The 23446-nt window shown below is 73.8% G+C and carries 17 protein-coding genes; 5 read left to right on the forward strand and 12 right to left on the reverse strand.

Going from position 1 to position 23446, the window contains the following annotated elements; genetic code table 11:
* Positions 1–68 precede the first annotated feature (68 nt).
* The 5 genes from AW27_RS03655 (at position 69) to AW27_RS03675 (ending at position 3688) form a co-directional block, all read left to right on the forward strand.
* A complete protein-coding gene (locus tag AW27_RS03655) occupies positions 69–1721 on the forward strand; it encodes a SulP family inorganic anion transporter (RefSeq protein ID WP_078556018.1) in 1653 nt (550 codons plus the stop codon).
* A complete protein-coding gene (locus AW27_RS03660; RefSeq protein ID WP_236647465.1) occupies positions 1718–2140 on the forward strand; it encodes a pyridoxamine 5'-phosphate oxidase family protein in 423 nt (140 codons plus the stop codon). The genes AW27_RS03655 and AW27_RS03660 overlap by 4 nt, the downstream gene beginning before the upstream one ends.
* Positions 2137–2562, forward strand: a complete 426-nt coding sequence (locus AW27_RS03665) for an ATP-binding protein (RefSeq protein WP_037916482.1) — start codon at positions 2137–2139, stop codon at positions 2560–2562. The genes AW27_RS03660 and AW27_RS03665 overlap by 4 nt, the downstream gene beginning before the upstream one ends.
* 17 nt (positions 2563–2579) lie before the next feature.
* Complete coding sequence (locus AW27_RS03670) at positions 2580–2990, forward strand: STAS domain-containing protein (RefSeq protein WP_037916480.1); 411 nt, start codon at positions 2580–2582, stop codon at positions 2988–2990.
* Between the two features lie 332 nt (positions 2991–3322).
* A complete protein-coding gene (locus AW27_RS03675) occupies positions 3323–3688 on the forward strand; it encodes an ArsR/SmtB family transcription factor (protein ID WP_037918119.1) in 366 nt (121 codons plus the stop codon).
* Positions 3689–4076: 388 nt separating this feature from the next.
* On the opposite strand, the gene AW27_RS03680 is transcribed toward AW27_RS03675, so the two are convergent.
* From AW27_RS03680 to AW27_RS03735, 12 genes are all read right to left on the reverse strand, one after another.
* The gene (locus AW27_RS03680) at positions 4077–4712 is read right to left on the reverse strand and encodes an aspartate/glutamate racemase family protein (RefSeq protein ID WP_236647464.1); all 636 of its coding nucleotides are present in this window, start codon (positions 4710–4712) and stop codon (positions 4077–4079) included.
* Entirely contained in the window at positions 4699–4878 is a 180-nt protein-coding gene (locus tag AW27_RS03685) for a hypothetical protein (protein ID WP_157840164.1), read from the reverse strand. The genes AW27_RS03680 and AW27_RS03685 overlap by 14 nt, the downstream gene beginning before the upstream one ends.
* Before the next feature lie 25 nt (positions 4879–4903).
* On the reverse strand, positions 4904–5326 hold the full coding sequence (gene panD, locus AW27_RS03690) for an aspartate 1-decarboxylase (protein ID WP_037916477.1): 423 nt from the start codon (positions 5324–5326) through the stop codon (positions 4904–4906).
* Positions 5327–6807: 1481 nt separating this feature from the next.
* The gene (gene hisC / locus AW27_RS03695) at positions 6808–7896 is read right to left on the reverse strand and encodes a histidinol-phosphate transaminase (protein ID WP_052030074.1); all 1089 of its coding nucleotides are present in this window, start codon (positions 7894–7896) and stop codon (positions 6808–6810) included.
* Between the two features lie 27 nt (positions 7897–7923).
* The gene (locus AW27_RS03700) at positions 7924–9249 is read right to left on the reverse strand and encodes an ATP-grasp domain-containing protein (protein WP_078555867.1); all 1326 of its coding nucleotides are present in this window, start codon (positions 9247–9249) and stop codon (positions 7924–7926) included.
* Between the two features lie 56 nt (positions 9250–9305).
* On the reverse strand, positions 9306–11357 hold the full coding sequence (locus tag AW27_RS03705) for an MFS transporter (protein ID WP_078555865.1): 2052 nt from the start codon (positions 11355–11357) through the stop codon (positions 9306–9308).
* Positions 11347–12759, reverse strand: coding sequence for an FAD-binding oxidoreductase (locus AW27_RS03710; RefSeq protein ID WP_037916474.1), 1413 nt, complete (start codon positions 12757–12759; stop codon positions 11347–11349). The genes AW27_RS03705 and AW27_RS03710 overlap by 11 nt, the downstream gene beginning before the upstream one ends.
* A complete protein-coding gene (locus AW27_RS03715; RefSeq protein WP_037916470.1) occupies positions 12756–12968 on the reverse strand; it encodes a ferredoxin in 213 nt (70 codons plus the stop codon). The genes AW27_RS03710 and AW27_RS03715 overlap by 4 nt, the downstream gene beginning before the upstream one ends.
* A gap of 38 nt (positions 12969–13006) precedes the next feature.
* Positions 13007–14251, reverse strand: a complete 1245-nt coding sequence (locus AW27_RS03720) for a cytochrome P450 (protein WP_078555863.1) — start codon at positions 14249–14251, stop codon at positions 13007–13009.
* Positions 14244–20744 carry a non-ribosomal peptide synthetase gene (locus AW27_RS03725; RefSeq protein WP_037916468.1) on the reverse strand — a complete coding sequence of 2167 codons (6501 nt, stop codon included), beginning with the start codon at positions 20742–20744 and terminating at the stop codon, positions 14244–14246. Before AW27_RS03725 ends, AW27_RS03720 begins: the two co-directional genes overlap by 8 nt.
* Positions 20741–21166 carry a nuclear transport factor 2 family protein gene (locus tag AW27_RS03730; RefSeq protein WP_037916465.1) on the reverse strand — a complete coding sequence of 142 codons (426 nt, stop codon included), beginning with the start codon at positions 21164–21166 and terminating at the stop codon, positions 20741–20743. Before AW27_RS03730 ends, AW27_RS03725 begins: the two co-directional genes overlap by 4 nt.
* A complete protein-coding gene (locus AW27_RS03735) occupies positions 21163–23370 on the reverse strand; it encodes an aminotransferase class III-fold pyridoxal phosphate-dependent enzyme (protein ID WP_078555860.1) in 2208 nt (735 codons plus the stop codon). The genes AW27_RS03730 and AW27_RS03735 overlap by 4 nt, the downstream gene beginning before the upstream one ends.
* Positions 23371–23446 lie beyond the last annotated feature (76 nt).

Below are 23446 nucleotides of genomic sequence, written 5' to 3' on the forward strand. Positions count from 1 at the left end.
GTTCCTTCCTGACGTCCGCAGTCGGGCGGATCCGCTCGGTGCTGCCGGTCCGGGCGGACTTCGCGGCGATGGCCCGCAGTCCCCGCCAGGACCTCCTGGCCGGGCTGACCGTGGCGATCGTGGCCCTCCCCCTCGCACTCGGGTTCGGGGTCTCCTCCGGGCTGGGCGCGGAGGCGGGGCTGGCCACCGCCGTGGTCGCGGGCGCGCTCGCCGCTCTGCTGGGCGGGTCGAACCTCCAGGTGTCCGGCCCGACCGGTGCGATGACCGTGGTTCTGGTGCCGATCGTCGCCCGGTACGGGCCCGCCGGTGTGCTGACCGTCGGCCTGATGGCCGGCGTGCTCCTGATCGGGCTCGCCCTGCTGCGGGCCGGGCGGTACATGCGGTACGTACCCGCACCGGTGGTGGAGGGGTTCACCCTCGGGATCGCCTGCGTGATCGGCCTGCAGCAGATACCCCACGCGCTCGGCGTCGACAAGCCCGAGGGTGAAAAGGTCGTGCTCGTGGCGGTACGGGCGTTCGCGGACTGGGTGGCCTCCCCGAACTGGACCGCGATCAGCCTCTCGGCCGGGGTCGCGGCCGCGATGCTGGCGGGCGCCCGGTGGAAGCCTGCGATCCCGTTCTCGATCCTCGCGGTGATCGCAGCCACCGTGATCACACAGGTCTTCCACCGTGACGCGGCGGCCCCCATCGGGGACCTGCCCTCCGGCCTGCCCACCCCCTCCCTCGCCTTCCTCGACGCCTCTGCCTTCGGCTCGCTGCTCGCCCCGGCGGTCGCCGTCGCAGCACTCGCCGCGCTGGAGTCCCTGCTGTCTGCCACCGTCGCGGACGGGATGACGGTGGGGCAGCAGCACGACCCGGACAAGGAACTCTTCGGACAGGGCATCGCCAACCTGGCCGCCCCGCTGTTCGGCGGTGTTCCCGCGACCGCGGCCATCGCGCGCACGGCTGTCAACGTCCGCGCCGGCGCTTCTTCCCGCCTCGCCGCACTCACCCATGCCGCCGTACTCGCCGTGATCGTGTTCGCCGCGGCGCCCCTCGTCGCGAAGATCCCCCTGGCCGCACTGGCCGGCGTGCTGCTGGCGACCGCGATCCGCATGGTGGAGGTCGGCTCCCTGCGGGCGATGGCGAAGGCCACCCGCTCCGACGCCGTCGTCCTCGTCCTCACCGCCGCAGCCACGCTGATCCTCGATCTCGTCTACGCGGTGATCATCGGTCTGGTCGTCGCCGGAGCCCTGGCCCTGAAGGCGGTGGGGGAGCAGGTCCGGTTGGAACAGGTCGACTTCCGCCCGGACCTGCCCGGCGAACACAGCGACGAGGAACACGCACTGCTGGCCGAGCACATCGTCGCCTACCGCATCGACGGCCCCCTCTTCTTCGCCGGCGCCCACCGCTTCCTCCTCGAACTCTCCGAGGTCGCCGACGTGAAGGTGGTCATCCTGCGCATGTCGAGGGTGACCACTCTGGACGCCACCGGCGCACTCGTCCTGAAGGACGCGGTGCAGAAGCTGCACCGGCGCGGCATCACCGTCCTGACCTCCGGCATCCGGCCCGCCCAGCGCCGGGCCCTCGACGCCGTCGGCGCCCTGGACCTGCTGCGCCTGGAGGGTCGCGAGTACGCCACCACTCCCGAGGCGATCGCCGGCGCCCGCAAGCACCTGGAGCAGGCGGGCCTGCTTCCGCTCCACCACCGACCGCACCGTTTCCGGAAGGCCGCACGATGACCCTCCCCGCCGAACTGCGCATGATCGAGGTCTCCGGCACCGAGGCCCTGTGGCTTCTCGAAGGATCCACCCAGGGCCGGCTCGTCTACGTGCAGCGGGATCTGGCCGTCGTCCGCCCCGCCGCACACGTGATGGAGTACGGGCGCCTCGTCGTCCGCACCCCTGTGCAAGCCGCGGCCGTTCCCGGCCGGGCCCTGCTGACCTACCAGGTCGACGAGATCCGCACCGCGGCCGGCACCGGCTGGACGGTGACCGCGCACGGCCCCGCCGACGTCATCTCGGACCCGGACGAGGCCGCCCACTACCGGCGCACCCTGCCCGGCTGGACCCACGGCCCGCACGACACCCTGCTGCGCCTGCACCCGCAGCAGATCTCCGGATTCCGCCTCGCCCGCACGGTCCCGGGGGCAGGCCGGTGAGCGTCCGAGCCGAGACGCTGCCCTACCGGCACGTACTGGTCGTACCGGCCATGGGCTCGGCGGTGCGCATCGCCCGCGAGACCACCGAACTCGTCCTCGTGGAATGCGGAGTGGGGCTCCGGCATCCGAGCGTGGGCCCGGCCCTGCTGATCCTGGCCGAGCTGGTCACCAACGCCGTCCGCCACGCCGCCGTGCTGTCCCCGACGGTCACGGTCACCTACGCGCACGGCCCGGGGGCGTTCGCGTTCGCCGTCCACGACCGCCACCCCTACCAGCCGGCCCTGTTCGGGGCGCTCGCCACCGCCCCGGGCAGCGGCCTGGCCATGGTGGCCGAAATGACCATGGAGCTCGCCGGCACCGCCGTCGTCCAGCCCGACGCGGACGGACGCGGCAAGGCCATCCGGATCACCCTCCCCCTGTGAAGCAAGAGGACATGACGATGACGATCGAATGGCACTACACCACCCGCCAGGACCTGGGCGTGCTGTCCCTGACCGGGTACCTCGGCGCGGACGCCACCGACCGGTTCACCGGCGCCGTCGGCTGGGCGCTCGCCCGGGGCACCGGCCCGGTCATCCTCGACCTGACCGGGCTTCTGGGCTGGTCCGCCGGCGGGCAGATCGCCGTCGCCCAGGCCGCCCGCCGGCTCGCCGAGAGCGGGCGCCCCCTGGAGCTCGCGGCCATCCCCGCGGACGGCTCCCTCGTCCCCGACGCCGCCTGCCCGCCCGTCCCCGTCCACTGCGACCTCGCCGCCGCCCTGGCCGCCCACGGGGCGCAGGAAACGGTCAAGCGGTGGAGCACCGATGGCTGGCACGCCCCGCCGTCCCCCGGGGAACCCTCCCTCGCATGAGACCAGCCGTATCCCCCTCTCGCCAGGACTCACCAGGAGAGGACGGGGACACCGGAACCACGAGCGACGTCAGGCGCGGCATCCTGGCCGCCGGCAACCGCCTCGCCTCCGCCCTGAGGGGTACGTCGGACGGAGCCCGAAGGAAGTGGGGCCCGGTCCGCAGGACCGGGTTCCCCACCAGGCCCGACCGGCGGCGAGGTCCATGCCGGTGGACCGCACGTCACCAGGGGCACCCACCGGGACCCGACTTGCAGGGATCTGCAATCGTGGAGGTCACAGGTGTGAGGAGGGCGAACGGATGCCCCACGAAGGAGCGGTCCCGGGTGGATGAGATGGGTAGTCACGGCAAGGCCACGCAGGCGAGTACGCCGCTGTACCAGCTGAAGTCCGAGTTCTTCAAGACGCTCGGGCACCCGGTCCGCATCCGCGTGCTGGAGCTCCTGTCCGTACGTGAGCACGCGGTCGCGGAGATGCTGCCGGAGGTCGGGGTGGAGGCCGCGAGCCTCTCGCAGCAGCTGGCCGTCCTGCGCAAGGCCAACCTGGTGGTCACCCGCCGGGAAGGGTCGAACGTCCACTACTCGCTCGCCGACTCCCGGATCGCCGAACTCCTGGGGGTCGCCCGCAGCATCCTCTCCGGCGTCCTGGAAGGCCAGGCCGAGCTCCTGGCGGACCTGCGCGCCAGCCGGACCGGCCCGTAGCCGGTACGCCACGGTGACGCCTCGGGCTGGGCCCGCGCCGCGTGCGGCGGCCGCCCTGCCGTCTGTGCGGGTGCACCGCGTCCGTCACCCCGGAAGCCCGTCCGTGGTTCCCCGCCCTGCCCGGACAGGACGCCCGAATCGGAGCCCTCCGGATCACACGTCAGCTCCAGGGGCCGGGCTGGGGAACCGGCGCGGGGCCCGGGGGCGGGGGTACCGGGTCCGGCTCGGGGACGGGACCGGGTACGGGCGGCACCGGGCGCGGGATCGGCTCGGGGTCCGGGAACGGGCTGGGCGCCGGTGTCGGGTCGGGCTCGGGGGCCGGCGGCTGCGTGTCTTCGAGTTTTCGCACCATGTACGGCACTTTCCCGCGATTGCGCCCCGTACGCCCCTATCGTGCGGTCGAGCGGGCGAGCGCGGCGGCGAGGCCCGGCCCGGGGCTGGCCAGCACGGGGATCCCGGTCGTGGCCAGCTCGGCCGCCCCGGCCATCGACGCCTGGGCCAGGACGATCACGTCCGCGCCGGTGACGGCGTCGGCGGCCTCCGCCACCTGGGCGAGGTAGCGGGCCGTGTCACCCGCCTCGAAGCTCGCCCAGGCGCCGGCGACCAGGTGCGTGCGCACGGACACGGGTCGCCCCGCAGCCTCCTCGGCGAGCAGCTCAACGGTCGGGGCGAAGGTCGACGCCAGGGCTGCGAGGACCGCGATCCGCGGGCCGGTGCGCACGGCAGCGGCCGCCATCGGCCGGTCCACCCGCAGCACCGCGGAACCCAGAGCCGGAACCAGCGCCTCGGCGGTCGCCCCGATGGTGGAGCAGGTGACCAGCACGGGGCCCGGCCCGGCTGCGGCGAGCAACTCCAGCAGGGCCGGAGCCACGGACCGGGGCCCGTGCGCGCGGGCCCGGTCCAGCAGCTCCGGCACCACCAGATGCCGCAGGACCGCCCCGGGGTGGTGCCGGTCGCGCAGCGCGTCGAAGACGGGGACGTGCACGGGCGAGGTGTGCAGCAGGGTCAGGTCACAGCCGGTCACAGCGGGCCGGAATCGACGACCGGATGCACCGCACCGAGGCGTGGGGCGGCTCGGCGAGCACGAAGGAGGCGATGTACCCGACCGCCGTCCCGTCCTCGACGGCAAGCCGCCGCCAGGCCTTGCGCTTGTTCCGGAACCCGAGCGGTGAGCTCATGCTCCGCGGCACGCAATTCCCCGGCTCCTTGTGGGGCTCACCGGACGGCCACGGCCTGGGGGCTGCGCTCCTGGTCCGTTCCCGGTACCGGCGCGGAGGGGTCGGCGCCCAGTTCGACGATCCGGTTGTCTGCGTCGACGTGCACGACGCGCGGCTTCAGCACCCGGGCCTCGGCGTCCTCGACCTGCGCGTAGCTGATGAGGATGACGAGGTCCCCGGGGTGCACGAGGTGCGCGGCGGCGCCGTTGATCCCGATCACCCCGGATCCGCGCTCGCCCTCAATGACGTAGGTCTCCAGCCTCGCCCCGTTGGTGATGTCCACGATGTGGACGAGCTCCCCGGGGAGCAGGTCGGCGGCGTCCAGCAGGTCGGCGTCCACGGTCACGGACCCGACGTAGTGCAGGTCGGCCTGGGTGACGGTGGCCCGGTGAATCTTGGACTTGAACATGGTGCGCAGCATGTTGGTCTCCTGTAAGACGGCTCCCTGCCTGCTTTCTGCAGGTCAAGGGCGTTCTGCACTCTACACCGGCAGGCATCGGATCGGAGATCTAAAGGAAAATCCACTGCCTCGGACGAGAAGGCTCCTGGCCTGCACTTCCGTAGGCACCGGGCTGTTGCGACGCTGCCGACCAGCGTCGCATCGGACAGCCGCTTTGGACTGTGGGGGGGGGGACCGATGCTGACCAGATGCTGACTTTCCTGACGGTACGTCACGCAGATCGGGAGGGCTCAGGCCGACTCGCTTCCCCAAGGAGCACCTCAGGCTTGCCTACCGTGATCAAGCAACCGGTCACCGCGAGCCAGGTCGCACCCTCTGCGTCCGGGGGCCGACTGCCGTACTGCCATGACGCAGTTCAACCGGTCCTTCGCTCGGCCGCAGACGGTACCGGCTGAGTTGTCCGGGCCCCGAACTGGACCCGGCTGTTGGGATTCGAAACGAGCGAGGAGACGCCCCGCGCACAGGCGACACGCGCCCGCAACCGCAGCACGAAGAAGAGACCGAAGGTGAGCTCCTCCTCCCCACCTACCTCCCAGCCGCCCTCGTACGACGTTCCGGGTTCCTGATCCACGGCGGATCAATAGCGGCCGCTCACGCTCCCGTTCCGCCGTAGCGGCCGCACGAGGCGCCCTCCCCCTGGACGTAGCGGGAGCACGATCGACGGAACGACGCCGCGCCACACGGCACCGGCCCGCGCGGTGACATCGCGTACGCGGCGAGCCGCTGGTACCGAGCACCGCACCCTCCGCCTCGCCCCGCAACGGATCCTCTTCCTCTTCGGCGAAATGGACCGCACCGAAGGACGCATCGAGGACACTGTCCGGCGTTATGGAAGGTCCGCCGACATCGCAGCCGGACTCGGTGGTCGAGGAGCAGGCTCACGCGCTGCTCGGCGTGCGGTAGCCGGACCGACGCCGGGGATGGCGTCCATCCGCTCCACCAGCCCCGGCCCCGGCCGGGTGCTGTCACCGCCGCCATCGGGACCGTCGGGGACGGGCAGGTTCTCGATCGCGCTGGTGATCCGGGCGGACAGCTTGTCGATCTGGGGTGTCCGACCCGTCACGCTGACGCCGGGCCCGGACAGCGGTGCTGTCTCGTAACGACTGCCGGGCGGGAAACACAGGGGGAGCCCGGCACGCGCCGGGCTCCCCCAGGTGGATGCGGTGTGGCCCTGGGCGTCACTCAATGTAGTGGGGTGGGCATTGAGGTCCTCGGCTACGTCGATTTCGCGCCGCATTCGGGCTGCCGGAATGTCTCGGTGCGACCGTCGGAGCTTGAGCGCGACTTGGATTCCGATGGTTTTGTGCGTCGCAGCGAAGGTGGCGGCCTGACCTCCCTCCTTCATACCTACCCGGTCCATGGCGTAGTCCGTGCGCACACCTCGGGCAGCTGCCTGCACAGCGGAACACTCACCTGGCGGCGCAGGGAGCTCTCCGGCCCGGCTATCGGAGACGGTCGACCAGGGTTGCCGATGACCGGCGGCCCCGGTAGCGGGCGGCCGCGGAGAGGAAGGCGTCGTTCTCCTCCGGCAGACCGACGGTGACGCGGACGCCGTCGCCGGGGAAGGCCCGGACGAGCACGCCGCGGCGGGCGCAGAAGTCGGCGAAATCGCCGGCCTCCTCCCCCAGCGGCAGCCATACGAAGTTGGCCTGCGAAGGGGTCACCGAGTGGCCGTCGCGGGTCAACAGGGACTGCAGACGCTGCCGTTCGCGGACGATCGCGGCGGAGCGCGAGCGCACCTCCTCGGGGCGGTCGAGTGCGGCGAGGGCGGCGGCCTGGGCGAGCCTGCTGACCGCGAAGGGGACGGCCACCTTGTGGACGGCGGACACCACGGCAGGCGCGGCCACGCAGTAGCCGATGCGCACGCCGGCAAGCCCGTACGCCTTCGAGAAGGTGCGCAGCACGGCCACGTTCGGGCGGTGCCGGGCCAGTGCGATGCCGTCGGGCACGTCGGGATCGTCGACGAACTCCCGGTACGCCTCGTCGAGTACGACCAGGACCCGGTCGGGGAGGCGGTCGAGGAAGTCGCCCAGTGCGCGGCCCCGGACCGCGGTCCCGGTGGGGTTGTTGGGGTTGCAGACGAAGACGACGCGGGTGTCGCGGGTGACGGCGGCGAGCATCGCATCCAGGTCGTGCCTGTGTCCGGCGTCCAGGGGGACGGTGCGGGCTCGTAGTCCGGCGACCCTGGCGAAGACCGGATAGGCGTCGAAGGACCGCCAGGCGCACAGGACTTCGTCGCCCGGGCCGCAGAACGCCTGGATGAGATCGCGGCAGAGGCTCACCGACCCGCAGCCGACGGCGATCCCCTCCTCGGGGACGGCCAGGTCGTCGGCCAGGCGGCCGACCAGGGTGTCGGAGAACCACTGCGGGTAGCGGTGGCCTTCGACGGCGGCGCGGGTGATGGCCTCGATGACGGCGGGCGGGGGCGGCAGCGGCCCCTCGTTGGAGTTGAGCACGATGGCGTCGGGCGCCGTGCCGGGAATGTTGTAGTCGGGCACGGCGGCCAGGTCGGCTCTGATGGCAACACCCATGGGGCTCCTCGGAGTATGCGGGCGCAGTCAGTTCGGGGCGAGTCGGAACACGTCGTCGGCCAGCAGCCGGATGCGGCGTTGGTCGGCGAGGAGCTCCTCCTGGCTGTCGCCGGTCAGGAAGACGCGCAGCGGGCTGGACAGCAGGTCGACGGTGGGGCGCATCCGGTCGCCCGGGGCCAGCCGGGGCACGGCCAGGTGCACCGTTTCCAGGGCACGGATGCGGGCCAGGGCGTGCTCGTCGACGGCCTCGACGAGCCCGCCGCGGGTGGTCCGCACGTGGACGACCATCCCCGCCCGGTGCTTGCGGTACAGGGTGTCGCCGGGGTGTTCGCGCCGGTACTCCTCGGGGCGTACGCAGGCGAGTGCGAGCAGGTCGGCCTGGTTCCCGTCGAGGCAGGAGTCGTGGTGGCCCGGGTCCATGATGCCGTCGAGCCTCGCGCCCACCTCGACGAGTACCGGCCCGGCGGCGGTCATCATGATCTCCGCGTGGGCGGCGCCGAACCGGATGTCCAGAGCGTCGAGGACGGTGTCCAGATAGGTGACGAGGGGTTCGACCTGTGGCGCGTCGGGGTCGATCAGAACGTCGCGGTCGTAGACCGGCCGGGTGCCGACGAGGGTCTTGTCGTAGCGCCAGACGCCGCAGACATGCCGTGCGCCGCCGGGACCTCGGACGACGTCCACGATGTATTCGGTGCCGTCCAGGAAGGACTGGGCGAGCAACTCGTCGTTGTGCCGGCCGAAGATGTCCCGACTTCCGAGGATCTCGGCGGCGGCGGCGCGGACCTCGTCCGGGCCTCGGCAGACGGAGACCTTGTCGGTGGAGGCCGAGCTGAGCGGTTTGACGACGACCGGGTATCCGGTGGTCCGCGCCCAAGCGAGCACTTCCGCCGCATCGTCGGTCTTCAGCTGGTCGGCGCAGCGGATGTCGGCGGCGCGCAGTGCCTCGATCATGCGGTACTTGTCGCGGCGCAGCGCGGAGGTAGCCGACGGGTTGCCGGGCAGGCCCAGCAGTTCGGCCGTCCGGTCGGCCGGCGGGACACCGGTCTCCTGGCCGGGGAGCACCCCGCAGGGGTGGTAGGAGGCCAGCTCCTTCACCGTACGGGCGGGGTCGGCCCCGTCCTGGACCACGTTGGCCAGGTACGGGCGCAGGTCCGGCGGGGGTACGCAGTTCAGGAACTCGGGGGTGCTCTGGAGGTGTACGACGTCCGCGCCGAGCTTGCGGAAGGCGGCGGGCAGGTACTTGCCGACCGAGTAGCCGTCGACGATCACGCCGACGGGCGTTGTGCCACGCCGGTCGTGCGGAACGGCGTACGGGTGTGCGTGGTGGCCGGGGTGGTCGGGGGCGGTGGGCATCGCGGGTCCTCTCTTCGTGGGCGGGCGGGGGCCGTCGGCCGGGTGCCGGAGCCCGCTCACGCGGCGGCGACGCTGACGCGGTGGACGGTCCGGGAGACGCCGGGCGGCAGGTCGGTGGCGACGTGGTAGGTGGTGGCTGTCTTCCACAGCAGCAGGTCGTGCGGGGTCCAGCGGTGGGTGTAGCTCCGGTTGGGGTCGGCCAGGAGGGTGTCGACGAGGTCGAAGAACGCCTCGTTCTCGTTGGCGTCGAGGCCGACGACCCGGTCCATGTAGGCGCGGGCGGCGTACAGGAAGCGGCGGCCGGTGTGCGGGTCGCGGCGGACGACGGAGTGTTCGACGGCCGGGTACTGGCGGGCGATGAGGGCCCGTACCTCGGCGATGGACAGGCCCACGTGCTCGGGGGCGATGCGCTGCTGTTTGGTGAGGGTGTGCAGCCCGACGCGGTCCTCCAGGAAGGTGCGCCACTGCTCGGGCAGCCGGTCGTAGACGTCGGCGGCGCTCGCGAAGACGGTGTGGCCGTGGTCCTCGGGCACGTGGACGCCGTGCAGCACGGTGTAGGCGGAGGGGTCGGCGTCGAAGGAGGAGTCCTGGTGCCAGAAGTGGCCGACCCGCTCGATCCCGACCGGCAGGCCGTCCTTGCGCTCGTTGGAGGAGACGAGGATCTCGGCGAACTCGGGGTGGCGCCAGTCGGCGAGGAGGAAGGGGACGGGGCGGCCGATGCGGGCGGCGAGGCCGATCTGCTGCCGGGGGGTGAGTTCGATGCCGCGGACGACGACGAGGTCGCGCCGGTGCAGGGAGTCGACGACGTCTGCGAAGACCTCCGGGCGGGTGAGTTCGGCGTGGGTGAGTCCGCTGTACTCGACGCCGATGAAGGGGGTCAGGTCACGCTTGAGCACGGTTTCTCCTTGTGCCAGGTGTACGGGTTGGTGCGGGCCGCGAGCAGCAGCAGGCAGGCGGCGCAGACCGCCGCTCCGGCGGCCGCCCACGGGGCGCCCGGGGGCCGAGATGTGCAGGGCGAGTTGCGGGGCCGCGATGAAGGCCAGGTTGACGCCGCCGGAGTACAGGCCCATGTTGCGGTCGGCGGCCGGGCCGGAGAGCCGGCTGACGTAGGCGAGCAGGCCGGGGAAGACGACGATCTCCCCCGCCGTCCACACGAGGGTGGCGAGCACCAGCTCCGGCCCGCTGTCGGCAAGGGCCATGAGCAGGAACCCGGTGCCCCCGAGCGCGTAGCCGCTCAGCAGCGTCGCCAGGTGTCCGACGCGTGCCATGCGGATGTTGAGCGGGACCTCGAACAGGACGATCCCGACGGCGTTGACGGTGAAGACGACGCCGGCCCAGTAGCCGGGCAGGCCGAGGCCGACGATGACGTAGGCGCCGACGAAGACCGAGGGCAGCGCGTAGGCCAGCTGGATGGGCAGCGAGAGGCCGAACACGCTCCAGAACCGGGTGCGTTCGGCCGTCGTCTGCCGGACCGGGCCGCGCGGGCGGGTCCCGTGGCCCGGTCCGCCGACGGCGGCGTCCGGTCCGGCGGCGGGCCGGCGTTCGCCGCAGTGGTGCAGGAACGCCGCAGCCGCGAGGACGCACAGGGCGTTGGCCCAGAACACGGCGTGCGGGTCGAGGGCGTAGAGCAGGGCCCCGAGGAGCGGGCCGGCCGACAGTCCGAGGTTGATGGCGAGCCGGTAGCAGGAGAAGGCGACCTTGCGCTGCTCGGGCGGTGACCCGGCGATCGTGGCAGCGTAGGCCGCCGGGGTGACGATCTCGTACGCGAACCCCCAGATCAGCACCACCGTGATGAGCGCGGGCAGGCCGTTCAGCAGCGGCACCACCGTGACCGCGGCGGCGCCCAGCAGGAAGCCGCCCCGCATCAGGGCGTACGGGTGCAGCCTCGCGAGGAGCCGTCCGGCGGCCAGGTCCGCGGCGAGGGCGCCGACCCCGAAGGTGGTGACGGCCAGGCCCGCCTCGGCCGCTTCCAGACCTCCGCGGCCCAGCAGGTACGGGGTGAGGAAGGGGTAGGCCATGGTGCCGGTGCGGAAGATCAGGGTGGTGAGGAACAGGGTCCGCAGGGGCGGGGCGAGCCCGGCCACCGTCCGCAGGGTCTCAGCCGGCACGGCGGGTCCCGGCCGGCCTCCGGGCGAACACGGCGGCGGGGTTGAACAGGCCTGCCGGGTCGAGGGCGTCCTTGAGGTCGCGGTGCACGCGCAGGGCGACCGGGCCCAGTTCGCGTTCCAGCCAGTCCTGCTTGAGCTTGCCGACTCCGTGCTCGCCGGTGATAGTGCCGCCGAGGGACAGGGCGAGGGCCAGAATCGCGTCGAACGCCGTCCGGGCGCGGGCGTACTGCTCGGCGTCGTCGCCGTCGTAGAGGACCGTGGGGTGCATGTTGCCGTCGCCCGCGTGGCCGACGACCGCGACGGTCAGCCCCGCGTCGGCGCCGATCCGCGTACAGCCCTCGATCAGATCGGCGATGAGGGTGCGGGGCACGGCCACGTCCTCGGTCATGCAGGCGCCCCGGGCTTCGAGGGCGGCGAGGCTCACCCGGCGGGCACGCAGCAGCAGGGCGCCCTCCGCCGCGTCCTGCGTGGCGTGCGTGTACACCGCGCCGGCTTGCCGGAACACGCTTTCCATCTGGTCGAGTTCGGCTTCGCGGGTGCCTTCCGGCGCGTCGGACTGGCAGAGCAGCAGGGCTTGGTCGCCTTCGCCAGCGAGCTCGGTGCCGAGGTAGGCAGACGAGGCCCGCAGGGAGGTCGCGTCCATGATCTCCATGAGGGAGGGCACGAGGCCGGCCCGGACGATCCGGCTGACGCTGGCTCCCGCCCGGGCCACCGAGTCGAAGGCCGCGATGACGGTGCCGGGCGCGGAGGGCAGCGGGCGCAGGGCGAGAGTGGCCCGCGTGATGACCCCGAGGGTGCCCTCGCTGCCGACGAGGAGGCGGGTGAGGTCGTAGCCCGCGACGCCCTTGACGGTGCGGCGGCCGGTGCGCAGGAGGGAGCCGTCGGCGAGGACCGCGTCCAGGCCGAGGACGTAGTCGCCGGTGACCCCGTACTTGCCGCAGCACAGGCCGCCCGCGTTGGTGGCCAGGTTCCCGCCGAGGGTGCACGTGTCGAGGCTGGAGGGGTCGGGCGGGTAGTACAGGCCGTGGGCGGCGGCGGCCGTCTTCAGGTCCTGGTTGACGACGCCGGGTTCGACTACGGCGATCCGGTTGTCCGGGTCGAGTTCGAGGATCCGGTTCATCCGCGTGGTGGCCAGGACGACGCAGCCGTCGACGGCGTTGGCTGCGCCGGTCAGGCCCGTTCCGGCGCCCCGGGGAACGATCGGGACGCCGGCCGCCGCGCAGGCCCGTACGCATGCTCGCACCTGCTCGGCCGAGGCGGGCAGGACCACCGCGAGCGGCCGGCCGTACGGGGCGAGCGGCATCATGTCGTGGGCATATCCGGTGGTGACGTCCGGGTCGGTGACCAGGGCGCCCTCGCCGTCGAGGGCGGCGCGGAGGGCGTCCAGCAGGGAGGCGGTCATGCCGGCCGCCCGCCGGGGGTGGTGACGAGGATCGCCCGGGCGGGGCACAGGTCGGCAGCCTCCAGGACGGCGTCGGCGAGGTGCGCGGCCGGTTCCGGGTCCAGCAGCAGGACGATGCCGTCGGTCTCGTCCTGGTCGAAGACCGTGGCGGCGGACAGGACGCAGTGGCCGGCGCCGACACAGCGCTCGGGATCGAGGGTGACCTTCACGGGGTCGGCTCCTTCGGTACGGGGGACGGGCGGCGGGGTCACCAGGTCACGGGCAGGGCGTGCAGCCCGTACACGGCCATGTCGGACTTGAAGCGGATCTCCTCCACGGGTACGGACGTGCGCAGCGTCGGGATCCGGCGGGCCACGGCCGCGTAGGCCTCCTGGAGTTCCACGCGGGCCAGCGACTGGCCCATGCACTGGTGGGGCCCGTACCCGAACGCGAGGTGGCCGTGCGCGCGGGAGGCGGGGTCGAACCGCTCGCCGGCGGGGAAGCGTGCGGGGTCCCGGTTGGCGACGTTGATGGCGGCGACGGCGCCCTCCCCGGCCCGTACGAGCCGGTCGCCGACCTCCACGTCCTCGACAGCGATCCGGCGGATGCCGCGCTGGACCACGGTGAGGTGGCGCAGCATCTCCTCGACGGTGTCGGCGAGCAGCTCGGGGTCGTCGTCGTCCGTGCCGAGGGCGGCGAAGTGGTCGGGGTGGCGCAGCAGTGTCAGTACCCCGAGGGAGATCATGTTGGCGGTGGTGTCGTGGCCGGCGGTGAGCAACAGGAGTGCCATGGCGGCGAGTTGGCGCCCGGTCATGGTCCCGTCGGGCAGGTGGCGGGCGGCCATGCGGCCGATGAAGCCGTCGCGCGGTTCCCGTTCGGCGGCGGCGACGAGCTCCTCCAGGTAGTCCTGGAGGGCCTGCCGGGCGGCGGCGGCGCTCTCGGTGGTACCGGCGACGACGTTCATGGTGTGGGTCAGGCCGCGGAAGAGTTCGCGGTCTTCGAAGGGCACCCCGAGGAATTCGCAGATGACGGTGAGCGCGACGGGCAGGGCCAGGTCGGCCACCAGGTCGGCCTCTGTGCCGCGGAGCATCCGGTCCAGGCAGTCGTCGATGACGGCGCGGACGGCGGGGCGCCACTGCTCGGCCCGTTTGACGGTGAACTCGCCGAGTGCCAGGCGCCGTAGGGCGTCGTGGCGCGGGTTGTCCATGACGAGCAGGGTCGGCTCGACGGCGGTCTCGGCGAGGGCGACGGCGCTGGACAGTGGGTAGCCGGGGCGGCTCTTGTCGGCGCTGAACCGGGGGTCGGACAGCACGGTACGGGCGTCGTCGAAACCCGTGAACAGCCAGGGGCGGACCCCGTTCCACAGCGTCACGCGGGGCACGGTGCCCGCCTCCCGGATGGCGGTGGCCTCCCGGGGCGGGGTGAACGGGCACTGCCGGTCCATGGGGTAGTGCGGGTCGGTCGTCGGGTCGGCCATCGGGTCGGTCGTCGCGTCGGCCATCGGGTCAGTCATCGCGGGTGCTCCGGTCGAGGTTCTGCCACCAGCGGCCGACGAGGGCGTCGTCCAGGGCGGGCGGGGAGATTCCGTGGGCCCGCAGGGCGGCGAGGGTGGCGTCGTTGCGGTGGTCGGGGAGGCGGGCGTCCGGGTGGTCGCACAGGTCCCGGAAGTACTCGCGGTAGGCGAGGGCGGGCAGCGCGGTGCCGCCGGCCTCGGCGTCGGCCAGGCGGCCGAGCCAGGTATCCAGCGGAACCGCCGGGGTGGTCCGGCCCGTGCGGCGGTCGTGTACGGCGATCAGCTCGGCCAGCGGCGTCCGCCGGGGGTGGTGCAGGTGGTGGACGGTGCCCGGGGCGCCGTCGGCGAGGGCCAGCGCGACCAGGGCCCGGGCCATGGTGTCCACGGGCAGTGCGTCGGTGGCGAGCCTGGGGTCGTCGGGGTGGCAGCCGAGGGTGGTGGAGGTGACGAGGAGCCGGCTGAGGAAGTCGTCCTCGCTGATGGCGCCCGTCGTACTGCCTCCGGCCCGGCCGAGCCGGTAGATCCGGGCGTCGGCGCCGCGTTCGAGGGCCTGTGCGACGAGGTGCTCCGCGGCCCACTTGGCGGCGGCGTAGCCGCGGCCGCGCGGGTGCCGTTCGCCGGCGGTCGGGGTGACCTCGGTGATGGTGCGCGGGCGTGTGCCGGCGTCGGGGCCGTCCCGGAACACTCCGAGGGTGGAGACGTGGTGGAGGCGGGCCCGGCCCTGTGCGCAGATCCGCAGGAGTTCGGCGGTGCCGCCGACATTGGGGGCGGCCAGGTGGTGGAAGCCGGACACGTGGTGAACCTCGGCGCCCAGGTGGAGGAGGGTCTTCGCCCGCAGGACCTGCTCCCGGTGGGTGGCGTCGAGACCCAGGCCGGGCCGGGACAGGTCCCCGGGTACGGGCACGATCCGCGGGTCCGAGGCGTCACCGCGCAGCCCGTGGCGGCGCAGGGCGGCGGCCAGACGCCTGCGGGCGGCGTCCGTGTCGGCGGCGCGGACCAGGCACAGGACCGGGCCCGTGGTGCGGTCCAGCAACTCGGCCAGGACGTGGGAGCCCACGTACCCGGTGGCCCCGGTGAGCAGCACGGCGTCGTGCGGGTCGAAGGAGCCGGGCCGGTCGGGGAAGACGAGGGCGGGGTCGAGCCGCGCGTCGTCCGGCCCGACCGGCAGGGTCGCCGGACCGCTCAGCGGACCGCTCAGCGGGCCGGTCAGCGAGTCCGTACCGGGGGTCTTCGACGGGGCCGCCGCCGGGTCGGGCCCTCGCAGCAGGCGGGCGACCGCGCGTACGGTCGGCTCGGCTAGGAAGTCGGCGACGGCGATCCGGACGCCGAACTCCCGCTCGATGCGGCCCAGGAGCCGGATGACCCGCAGGGAGTGGCCGCCGAGTGCGAAGAATTCCTCGCCGGGGGAGCCGGCCGGCCCGCCGAGGACGTCCTCCCACAGGGCGAGCAGCCGCCGCTCGGTGCCGTCCGCCGGGCCCTCGGCCGGGAGCGGCCGCTGCCGATGGGCGGCCAGCCGGGTGGCGAGCGCCGACCGGTCGGCCTTGCCGTGGCTGCCCGTCGGGATGGCGGGGACGGGTACGGCCAGCCGGGGCACCATGTGGCCCGGGAGCAGCCGGGCCAGGTGGGCGCGGGCGTCCTGCGGCGCGACGGTGCCGACGTAGCCGACGGCGAGTTCGGCGTCGGTGCCGGTGCCGGTGCCGGTGCCGAGGAGGACGGCGACGGCCTCCCTGACGCCGGGGTGTTCCGCGAGCGCGGCCTCGATCTCGCCGAGTTCGATGCGGAAGCCGCGCAGCTTGATCTGGTGGTCGAGCCGGCCGAGGTAGTCGACGGCTCCGTCGGGCAGTCGGCGCACGCGGTCCCCGGTGCGGTAGCAGCGTCCGGCGCCGGCGAGTGCGGGATGGGCGGTGAACAGCTCGCCCGTCCGCTCCGGGTCGCCCAGGTAGCCGTCGCCGAGTCCGGCGCCGGAGAGCCACAGTTCGCCGGGGACGCCGGTGGCCGCGAGCCGTCCGTGGCGGTCCACGACGTGGGCCGCGGTGCCGGACAGAGCGGTGCCCACGGGCACCCTGGCCCGGGCCTCCGCAGGGTCGGCCCGGTGCGTGGTGGCCAGGATCGCCGCCTCGGTCGGGCCGTATCCGTTGATGACGACCCGATCCCGGGCGAAGTGCCGCGTGTCGTGGACGTCCGCGGGCTCGCCCGCGACGAGCAGCACGCGCACACCGGCCAGGTCGGGACGGTCCAGGGCGCGCAGCAGGGAGGGCACGGTCACCATCACGGTGACTCCGGCGGTGCGCAGGGTTCGGGTGAGGGCCGGGCTGTCGGCGCGGGTGGCGTCGTCCGCGTACACCAGGGTGGCGCCGGAGACGAGCGGCATGAACTGCTCGAAGGCGGCCACGTCGAAGCCGGGCGAGGTGAGTTGGAGCCAGACGTCGTCCGCGGTGAAGGGGTGCCGGGCGAGGCAGGCGAGGAGGGTGTTGGCGACGGCGCGGTGGGAGACGGCGACGCCGCGGGGGCGCCCGGTGCTGCCTGAGGTGTAGATGACGTAGGCCGGGGCGGCGGGATCGCCGGGGTCCGCTGCGGGCTCGGCCGCCTCGCCGGGGGCGGTGAGGGCCTCGATGTCCAGGACGGGCGGTCCTTCGGATGCCTCCGTGCCGGGCCCGAACAGGGTGTCGGCGGTGTCCTTGGCGCAGACCAGCGCGCCGGCATCGGCGTCGGCGATGCAGTGGCGCAGCCGCTGCGCCGGGTACGCCGGGTCGAGCGGCACGTAGGCGGCTCCGGTCTTGAGCACGCCGAGGAGGGTCGCGGCGAGGAACGGGGAACGCTCCAGGCACACGGCGACGCGGTCGCCGGGGCGGATCCCGCGGGTGGCGAGGCGGGCGGCCACGGAGTCGGCGAGCCGGTCGAGTTCGGCGTAGGTGAGGCTGATGCCGGCGTCGGCGACCGCGGTCTTGTGCGGGCGGGCCGCGACCTGCCGGGCGACGAGGGCGGGGAGGGTGGTGTGCACCCGCCGGGGGGCCGGTTCCGGGGCGCGGCTGAGCCGCTCGTACTCCCCCGGTTCGTACAGGGTGACGTTCCGCAGGGGCGGGTCACCGTCCGCGAGGCGGTCGAGTACGGCGGCGAGCTGGCCGGCCAGCCGCGCTGCGGTGGCACGGTCGTAGAGGTCGGTGCTGAACTCGACCTCGACGTCGAGGCCGTCGCCCTCCTCCTGGAAGGTGAAGGCCAGCTCGAAGGTGGCGGTGTCGCGATCGTCGGCGTCCCAGGGCTCGGTCCGCGCACCTGACAGTTCCAGCGGACGCGGCCGGCGCTGGCGGTAGTTGACGACGGCCTGGAAGGGGACGGCCGCCCGTGCGGTGGTGACCGGCGCGAGTTCCCGGCCCACGGTCTGGAAGGGGACGTCCTGGTGGTGCAGGGCCTGGGTGCAGGCGGTGCGGACATGGGCGAGCAGGGTGTCGGCCGTGGCGTCCGCGTCCGCCTCGACACGGACGGGCAGCAGGTTGACGAAGCAGCCGACGAGGTCCTGTGCCCCGGCCCGGCTGCGTCCGGCTGCGAGGGCGCCCAGGGTGAGGGTGTCGCGTTCGCTGTAGGCGGCCAGGACCGTGTATACGCCGGCCAGGCAGAACATGTACGGGCTGACGCCGTGCCGGCGGGCGGCCTCGGCGTGGCGGGCGCGCTGCCCGGAGCCGATCCGCAGCCGTACCCGGTCGCCGGATCCGCTGAGGACGGCGGGGCGGGGGCGGTCGGTGACCAGGTCGAGCCCGGCGGCTCCCCCGTCTAGCGCACCGCGCCAGAACCGGGTCGCGGCGGTGAGGCGTTCGGGCCGGGGTTCGAGGGCGTCGCGCAGGTGCTCGGGGTAGGCCGGGCTCAGGGGCGGCAGGTCCGCGGCCGGGTCCGCGTACAGGGCGGACAATTCGGAGGTGAAGAGGTCCAGGGACCAGTCGTCGGCGATGGCGTGGTGGACGGCGAAGTGGATCAGGGTGCACCGGGCGTCGAGGGTGAGCACCAGGGTGCGCAGCAGCCGGGTGCCTTCGGCGTCCGGCCCGGCCGCGCGGTGCTCGGCGGCCAGGGTGCGGGCCCGGTCCCGGCGCTCTCCGGCCGGAAGGCCGGTGAGGTCCGTATGGCGCAGCGCGGCGCCCGGGTCGGCAGTCAGGCTCTGCCACCAGCCGTCTGCGTCGCGCCGTACGACGGTCCGCAGGGCGGCCTGGCGCCGGCCCAGCAGGGTCAGGGCGTTCCGCAGCCGGGGCAGGTCGAGCGGGCCGTCGACGGCGTAGCTGCGTCCGATGACGTACCGGTCGGTGGATCCGGTGGCCTCCTGCTCGAACCAGATCCCCTCCTGGGCGGGCGACAGCGGCAGCCGGCCGGGGTCCGCGTCGGGGGCGGGCTCCGGCGATACGGCCGCGGTGGCGGTGGCGGAGGCCACGCGGGCCGCCAGCGCCCGGACGGTCGAGGTGGTGAACAGGTCGGCGATCGTCAGGGCCACGCCCTGGTCGCGTTCCAGCCGGGCCAGGATCGCCATCGCGGACAGGGAGTCGCCGCCGGCGGCGAAGAAGTCTGTGTCCGGGCCGACGACTCGGCCGAGGACGGCCTCCCAGTGCCCGGAAACGGCGCGCAGGACGTCGGCCTCCGCACCAGCGCCTGCCGGGGCCCGGCCGGCCGGTCCGGGGACCGCCGCGGCCGCGCGGTGGGCGAGAGCGGCGAGCAGACGGCGGTCGGCCTTGCCGTTGGCAGTGGTCGGCAACTCCGGCAACACGGAGACGACGGCCGGAACCGCCGGTTCGGGCAGGATCCGGGCGACGTGGGCGGTCAGCACGGCGGCCTGGACACCGAGGCCGGGCCGGGCATCGGTGTCGGCCTCGACGCCAAGGGCGGCCGGGGAGCCCAGGTCAGCCGGGATGCTCGGGTTGGCCGAGGAGTCCGGGTCGGCCTGGACACCAAAGGCGGCCGGGGCATCCAGGTCGCCCAGGACGCTGAGGGCGGCCGGGGCATCCCGGTCGGCCAGGGCGCCGAAGGTGGCCCGGGAATCCAGATCCGGGACGCTCAGGTCGGGCCGGGCGTCCGGATCGGCCGGGGCCTCGGGGACTGCCGGGGAGGCCGGGGCCTCCGGCGCAGGGGCTGCCCCCGGTGTCAGGGTGACGTATGCGGCCAGTCGGCGGGTGGCCGTGGGGCCGTACGGGACCACGGCGGCCTCGCGGACCGCGGGGTGGGCCAGCAGCGCGCGTTCCACCTCGGCCGGTTCGACGCGGTGGCCCCGAATCTTGACCTGATCGTCGAAGCGCCCCAGGAAGGCCAGTTCGCCGCCGGGGAGGCGGCGGACCCGGTCGCCCGTCAGGTAGGCGGTGCGTTCGGGCCGTCCGGGCTCGGGGACGAACCGCTCGGCGGTCTGCTCCGGCCTGCCGCGGTAGCCCCGGGCGACGCCCGGGCCGCCGATGCAGAGTTCACCCTCCTCGCCCGGCGCGGCGGGGGTGCGGTCGGGGCGCAGCACGTGGGCGGTGGCCCCGGCGAAGGGGCGGCCGATCGGCACGTCCCGCCAGCCGCTGTCCCAGTCGTCCGGGGTGTCGAAGGTCTGCCAGCAGGCGTAGACCGTGGTCTCGGTGGGCCCGTAGCCGTTGACGATCCGGCAGCCGGGCAGCTCGCGCAGCGCGGTCCGCACCGCGTCCGCGTCGGCCCGGTCACCGCCCGAGATGCACAGGCGCAGCCCGCGCAGGTCGGCTGCGATGTGCTCCATCGCCAGCCGGAACAGCGGGGCGGCCAGCCGCAGGACGGTCACCCCGTGGCGGGCGCACTCCCGGCCGATGTCGTGCACGCCGGGCCGGTCGGACCGCGGCAGCACGAGCCGGGCGCCGTTCAGCAGGGCGCCCCAGATCTCGAAGACGGAGGGGTCCACGTGGAGCGGGGCGAGCTGGAGGACGGTGTCGGCGGCCGTCAGTCCGGCCTCGGGGGCGTGCGCCAGCGCGAGGACGGAACGGTGCGCGACCTGGACGCCCTTGGGGGCGCCGGTGCTGCCGGAGGTGTGGATGACGTAGGCCGGGGAGTCCGGCCCCGCAGCGGCCTCCGGGACGGCGGCGTGCGCCGCGCCGAGGGCCGGATCCGATGCGTTCTCGTCGACCGGCAGGATCGTTACTTCGGCGGGCAGGAAGGCACGCAGCCTCGGGACGTCCCGGTCGGCGGCGAAGACGGTGCGCAGGTGGTTGTCGAGGACGAGGGAGCGGATCCGGTCGTCCGGCGCGTCGGGGTCCAGGGGCAGGTAGGCGCCCCCGGCCAGGACCGACCCCAGCAGGGCGGCGATCGTACCGGGCGAGCGGTGGGCGCAGATCCCGACGGGCTCGCCGGGGGCGGTGCGGCCCGCGAGGAGCCGGGCGGCCGCCTCGGCCCTGGCGGCGAGTTCGCCGTAGCCGATCCGGAGGTCGCCGCGGACCAGCGCCGTGCGGTGGGGGTGGGCCCGGGCCACGGCGGTGAAGGCCGCGCCGAGGGTGGTGGCGGTGTCAGTGGTGGTGTTCACGGAGCCGGGGTCACCTCCTGCGGGGCGCGTTCGAGGGCCTCGACGACGCTGGCGGTGTCGAAGAGGTCGAGGTAGCGGGAGATCAGTCCATCGCGGACGGTGAACACGTTCATCCACTGGGCCTCGTAGCGCGCCTCGTTGGCCAGGACCAGGGTGCGGCTCACGCCCAGCACCACGATCCGGTCCCCGGCGTCGAGGTAGTCGTAGGCCTCGCACTCCTGGACCCGGATCAGCTCGCGGACGATGGCGAAGAACTCGCGGAAGCCCTCGACGCCGCGGTAGACGCCGGCCCACGGCAGCGAGGCGGGGCCGTGGTAGACCCATTCGAAGTCGGGGGCGAGCAGCAGCTCGATGTCGGCGAGGCGGCCCTCGTCGAACAACCGGAAGAAGGTGCGGATCACTTCCACGTTCTGTGTGCTCATGCGTTGTTCCTCGAATAGGCGGGGGTGGGGGTGCGCGGCGTACGCCGCTTCGGCCGGCCGGACAGGCGCTGGCCCAGCCGGAACAGGGCGGCGTGGGCGAGGAGCCGGACCGGACCGGTGCGGGAGAGCCGGCGGGCGCTGCGCATGACCTGGCGGATCTCCCGCTCGGTGGCGGTCAGCGGCAGCAGGAACACGTCGTAGACGACGAAGGCGCGGGCGCGGTTGATCCACCAGAGGATGAGGGCGTACGTCATCCACTCGCCTTCGGGGTCGACGAAGCGGCCGAGGACTCCGGGTACGCGTGGTTCGAACCGGCCGAGCATGCCCTCGGCGAAGCGGCGGCCGACCACTCCGCGCGGCCCGTCGTCCATGGCCGCGAGCCCGGCGCGCACCAGGTCCGACAAGGCCCCGACGCGTTCGGGCAGGCCCAGGGCGTCGACCTGGCCGATGGCCTGGAGGGCGAAGTGGGCGCCCAAACCGTGGGCGTGGTGGGTGCGCAGTTCCTCGACCAGCAGCGGGTTGGTCCTGCGCGCGGCCTCTTGGACCTCGTCGGATACGAGGGCGGCGCCGGTGGGGAAACAGCCGTAACTCAGTGCCTTGGACAGGCTCATGAGGTCGATGTAGGGGAGCCGGCCGTGGTGGGCGAAGCGAGTGCCGCACCGGTAGTAGGACGTCAGGACCTCGTCGACGCCGACGAGGTAGCCGTGCTGGGCCCGGCCCTCGGTGACGGTGTCGAGGAGGGGGCCGGGGATCGCGGTGTAGGCGTCGGAACTGCCATGGACCAGTTCGATCCACACGAGTCCGATGTCGCCCCCGGCCGCCTCCTCGCGGAACTCGTCGACGGCGTGCGGGGTGAAGGGGTCGATGTAGCGGATGTCGTCGTAGAGGGGGCCGAAGGGCGCGCGGGTGCGGTCGGCGGCGGTGGCCAGCAGGGAGACGAGGGTCTTGCCGCCGTAGTTGTGCTTGAAGACGACGATGCGCCGCTGCCGGGGGCGGGCGAGGCGGGCCAGGGTGATGGCGCTCTCCACCGCGGACGCGCCGCTGACGGCGGGGAAGGTGTGGGGCAGGCCGGTTTCCCGGGCCAGGACCTCTTCGAGCTCGCGGACGTGGCCCCGGGCCGGGTCGTGGCCCCGTACGACGTCGGTCAGGGCATCGGCGGGGTTGTGGCCGGCCACGCCGAGCCCGGCTCCGCAGAGCCCGTCGACCAGGTCCAGTTCGCGGCCCGAGTCGAGGCGGACGGTGAGCCGGGAGCCCTTGGCGCGGACGACGTTCAGCGCGCCGTGCAGCTTGCGCTGCATGCGCGCCGCCATCGGGTTCACGTGGCGGGCGTACAGGTCGAGGGTGGCCTGCCGGTCTGCGGCGGCCGCCGCGAGGACGCGGTGCACCGGGGCGGCGGCGTCCCAGCGGGGCAGCAGCCGGGCGATGACGGCGCGCATGGCGACGGTGTTGCCGCCGTAGGTGTTGGAATGCAGGAATCCGGTCTGCGGGGTGGTCCACGGCTCGAACGTGTCGTGAGTGCCGGTGAAGGCGCCGAACGGGACCTCGTGCCCGGTGAGGGATTCGCCGAGGACGACGAGGTCGGGGCGGAGCGCGGTGACGGCGGGGTCCGCCGGGCTGTCCGGGGCGATGTCGCTGAGGTCGACGACGATGCGGGCTCCGGTGGCGCGCGCGGTGCGGGCCAGTTCGGCGACGGCGGCCCGGGCGCTGTCGTCGAGGAGTTCGGGGGCGCGTACGACGAGCCCGCACACCGGGGTGCCGGTGCCCTGCAGGGCGGAGCGCAGGCCGTCCACGGTGGTGTGGGTGAGGAGGCCGGGGGCGAGGGCGAGGTCGGGGCCTTCGGCGAGGGGGTCGGCGCGGCGGGCGAGGGTGCCGTCAGGGTCGAGAACGAGGACCCGGCCTCGGTGGACGGCGGCGGTCGCGGCGGCGCGGTGGCGCAGCAGTTTGACGGCGCCGTGCAGGGCCTCGTAGCGGGAGTTGGCGAAGAAACTGCGGTAGCGGGTGCCGGCCGGGCGGTCGCCCAGTTCCCGGACGAACTCGCTGAGGAGGTGGCCGGCCTGCGCGGATTCGGCGGTCACGAACCAGGACGGCATGGCGAAGACGGGCTGTTCCTGCGCGATGAGGTCGGCCAGGATGCCGAGGGTCTGCGGGCCGGCCGGGCGCAGGTGCGACACGGGGCCGGGTGGGGCCTGGGGGTTCGGGTTCATGACGCCATCTCGCTCGTGGGAGGGATCCCGGCGGCGGGTGTCCGCGGGACCCGGTGTTCTTGGCAGAACCGGTTGC

The sequence above is a fragment of the Streptomyces sp. PCS3-D2 genome (assembly GCF_000612545.2).
GTDB lineage: Bacteria > Actinomycetota > Actinomycetes > Streptomycetales > Streptomycetaceae > Streptomyces.

Excerpts from the sequence above, each read along its gene's own strand:
- AW27_RS03655 (WP_078556018.1), top strand. The coding sequence starts at position 69 with ATGGCCCGCAGTCCCCGCCAGGACCTCCTGGCCGGGCTGACCGTGGCG.
- AW27_RS03660 (WP_236647465.1), top strand. The coding sequence starts at position 1,718 with ATGACCCTCCCCGCCGAACTGCGCATGATCGAGGTCTCCGGCACCGAG.
- AW27_RS03720 (WP_078555863.1), bottom strand. The coding sequence starts at position 14,251 with ATGACTGACCCGATGGCCGACGCGACGACCGACCCGATGGCCGACCCG.
- AW27_RS03670 (WP_037916480.1), top strand. The coding sequence starts at position 2,580 with ATGACGATCGAATGGCACTACACCACCCGCCAGGACCTGGGCGTGCTG.
- AW27_RS03710 (WP_037916474.1), bottom strand. The coding sequence starts at position 12,759 with ATGACCGCCTCCCTGCTGGACGCCCTCCGCGCCGCCCTCGACGGCGAG.
- panD (WP_037916477.1), bottom strand. The coding sequence starts at position 5,326 with ATGCTGCGCACCATGTTCAAGTCCAAGATTCACCGGGCCACCGTCACC.
- AW27_RS03675 (WP_037918119.1), top strand. The coding sequence starts at position 3,323 with ATGGGTAGTCACGGCAAGGCCACGCAGGCGAGTACGCCGCTGTACCAG.
- AW27_RS03730 (WP_037916465.1), bottom strand. The coding sequence starts at position 21,166 with ATGAGCACACAGAACGTGGAAGTGATCCGCACCTTCTTCCGGTTGTTC.
- hisC (WP_052030074.1), bottom strand. The coding sequence starts at position 7,896 with ATGGGTGTTGCCATCAGAGCCGACCTGGCCGCCGTGCCCGACTACAAC.
- AW27_RS03735 (WP_078555860.1), bottom strand. The coding sequence starts at position 23,370 with ATGAACCCGAACCCCCAGGCCCCACCCGGCCCCGTGTCGCACCTGCGC.
- AW27_RS03700 (WP_078555867.1), bottom strand. The coding sequence starts at position 9,249 with ATGCCCACCGCCCCCGACCACCCCGGCCACCACGCACACCCGTACGCC.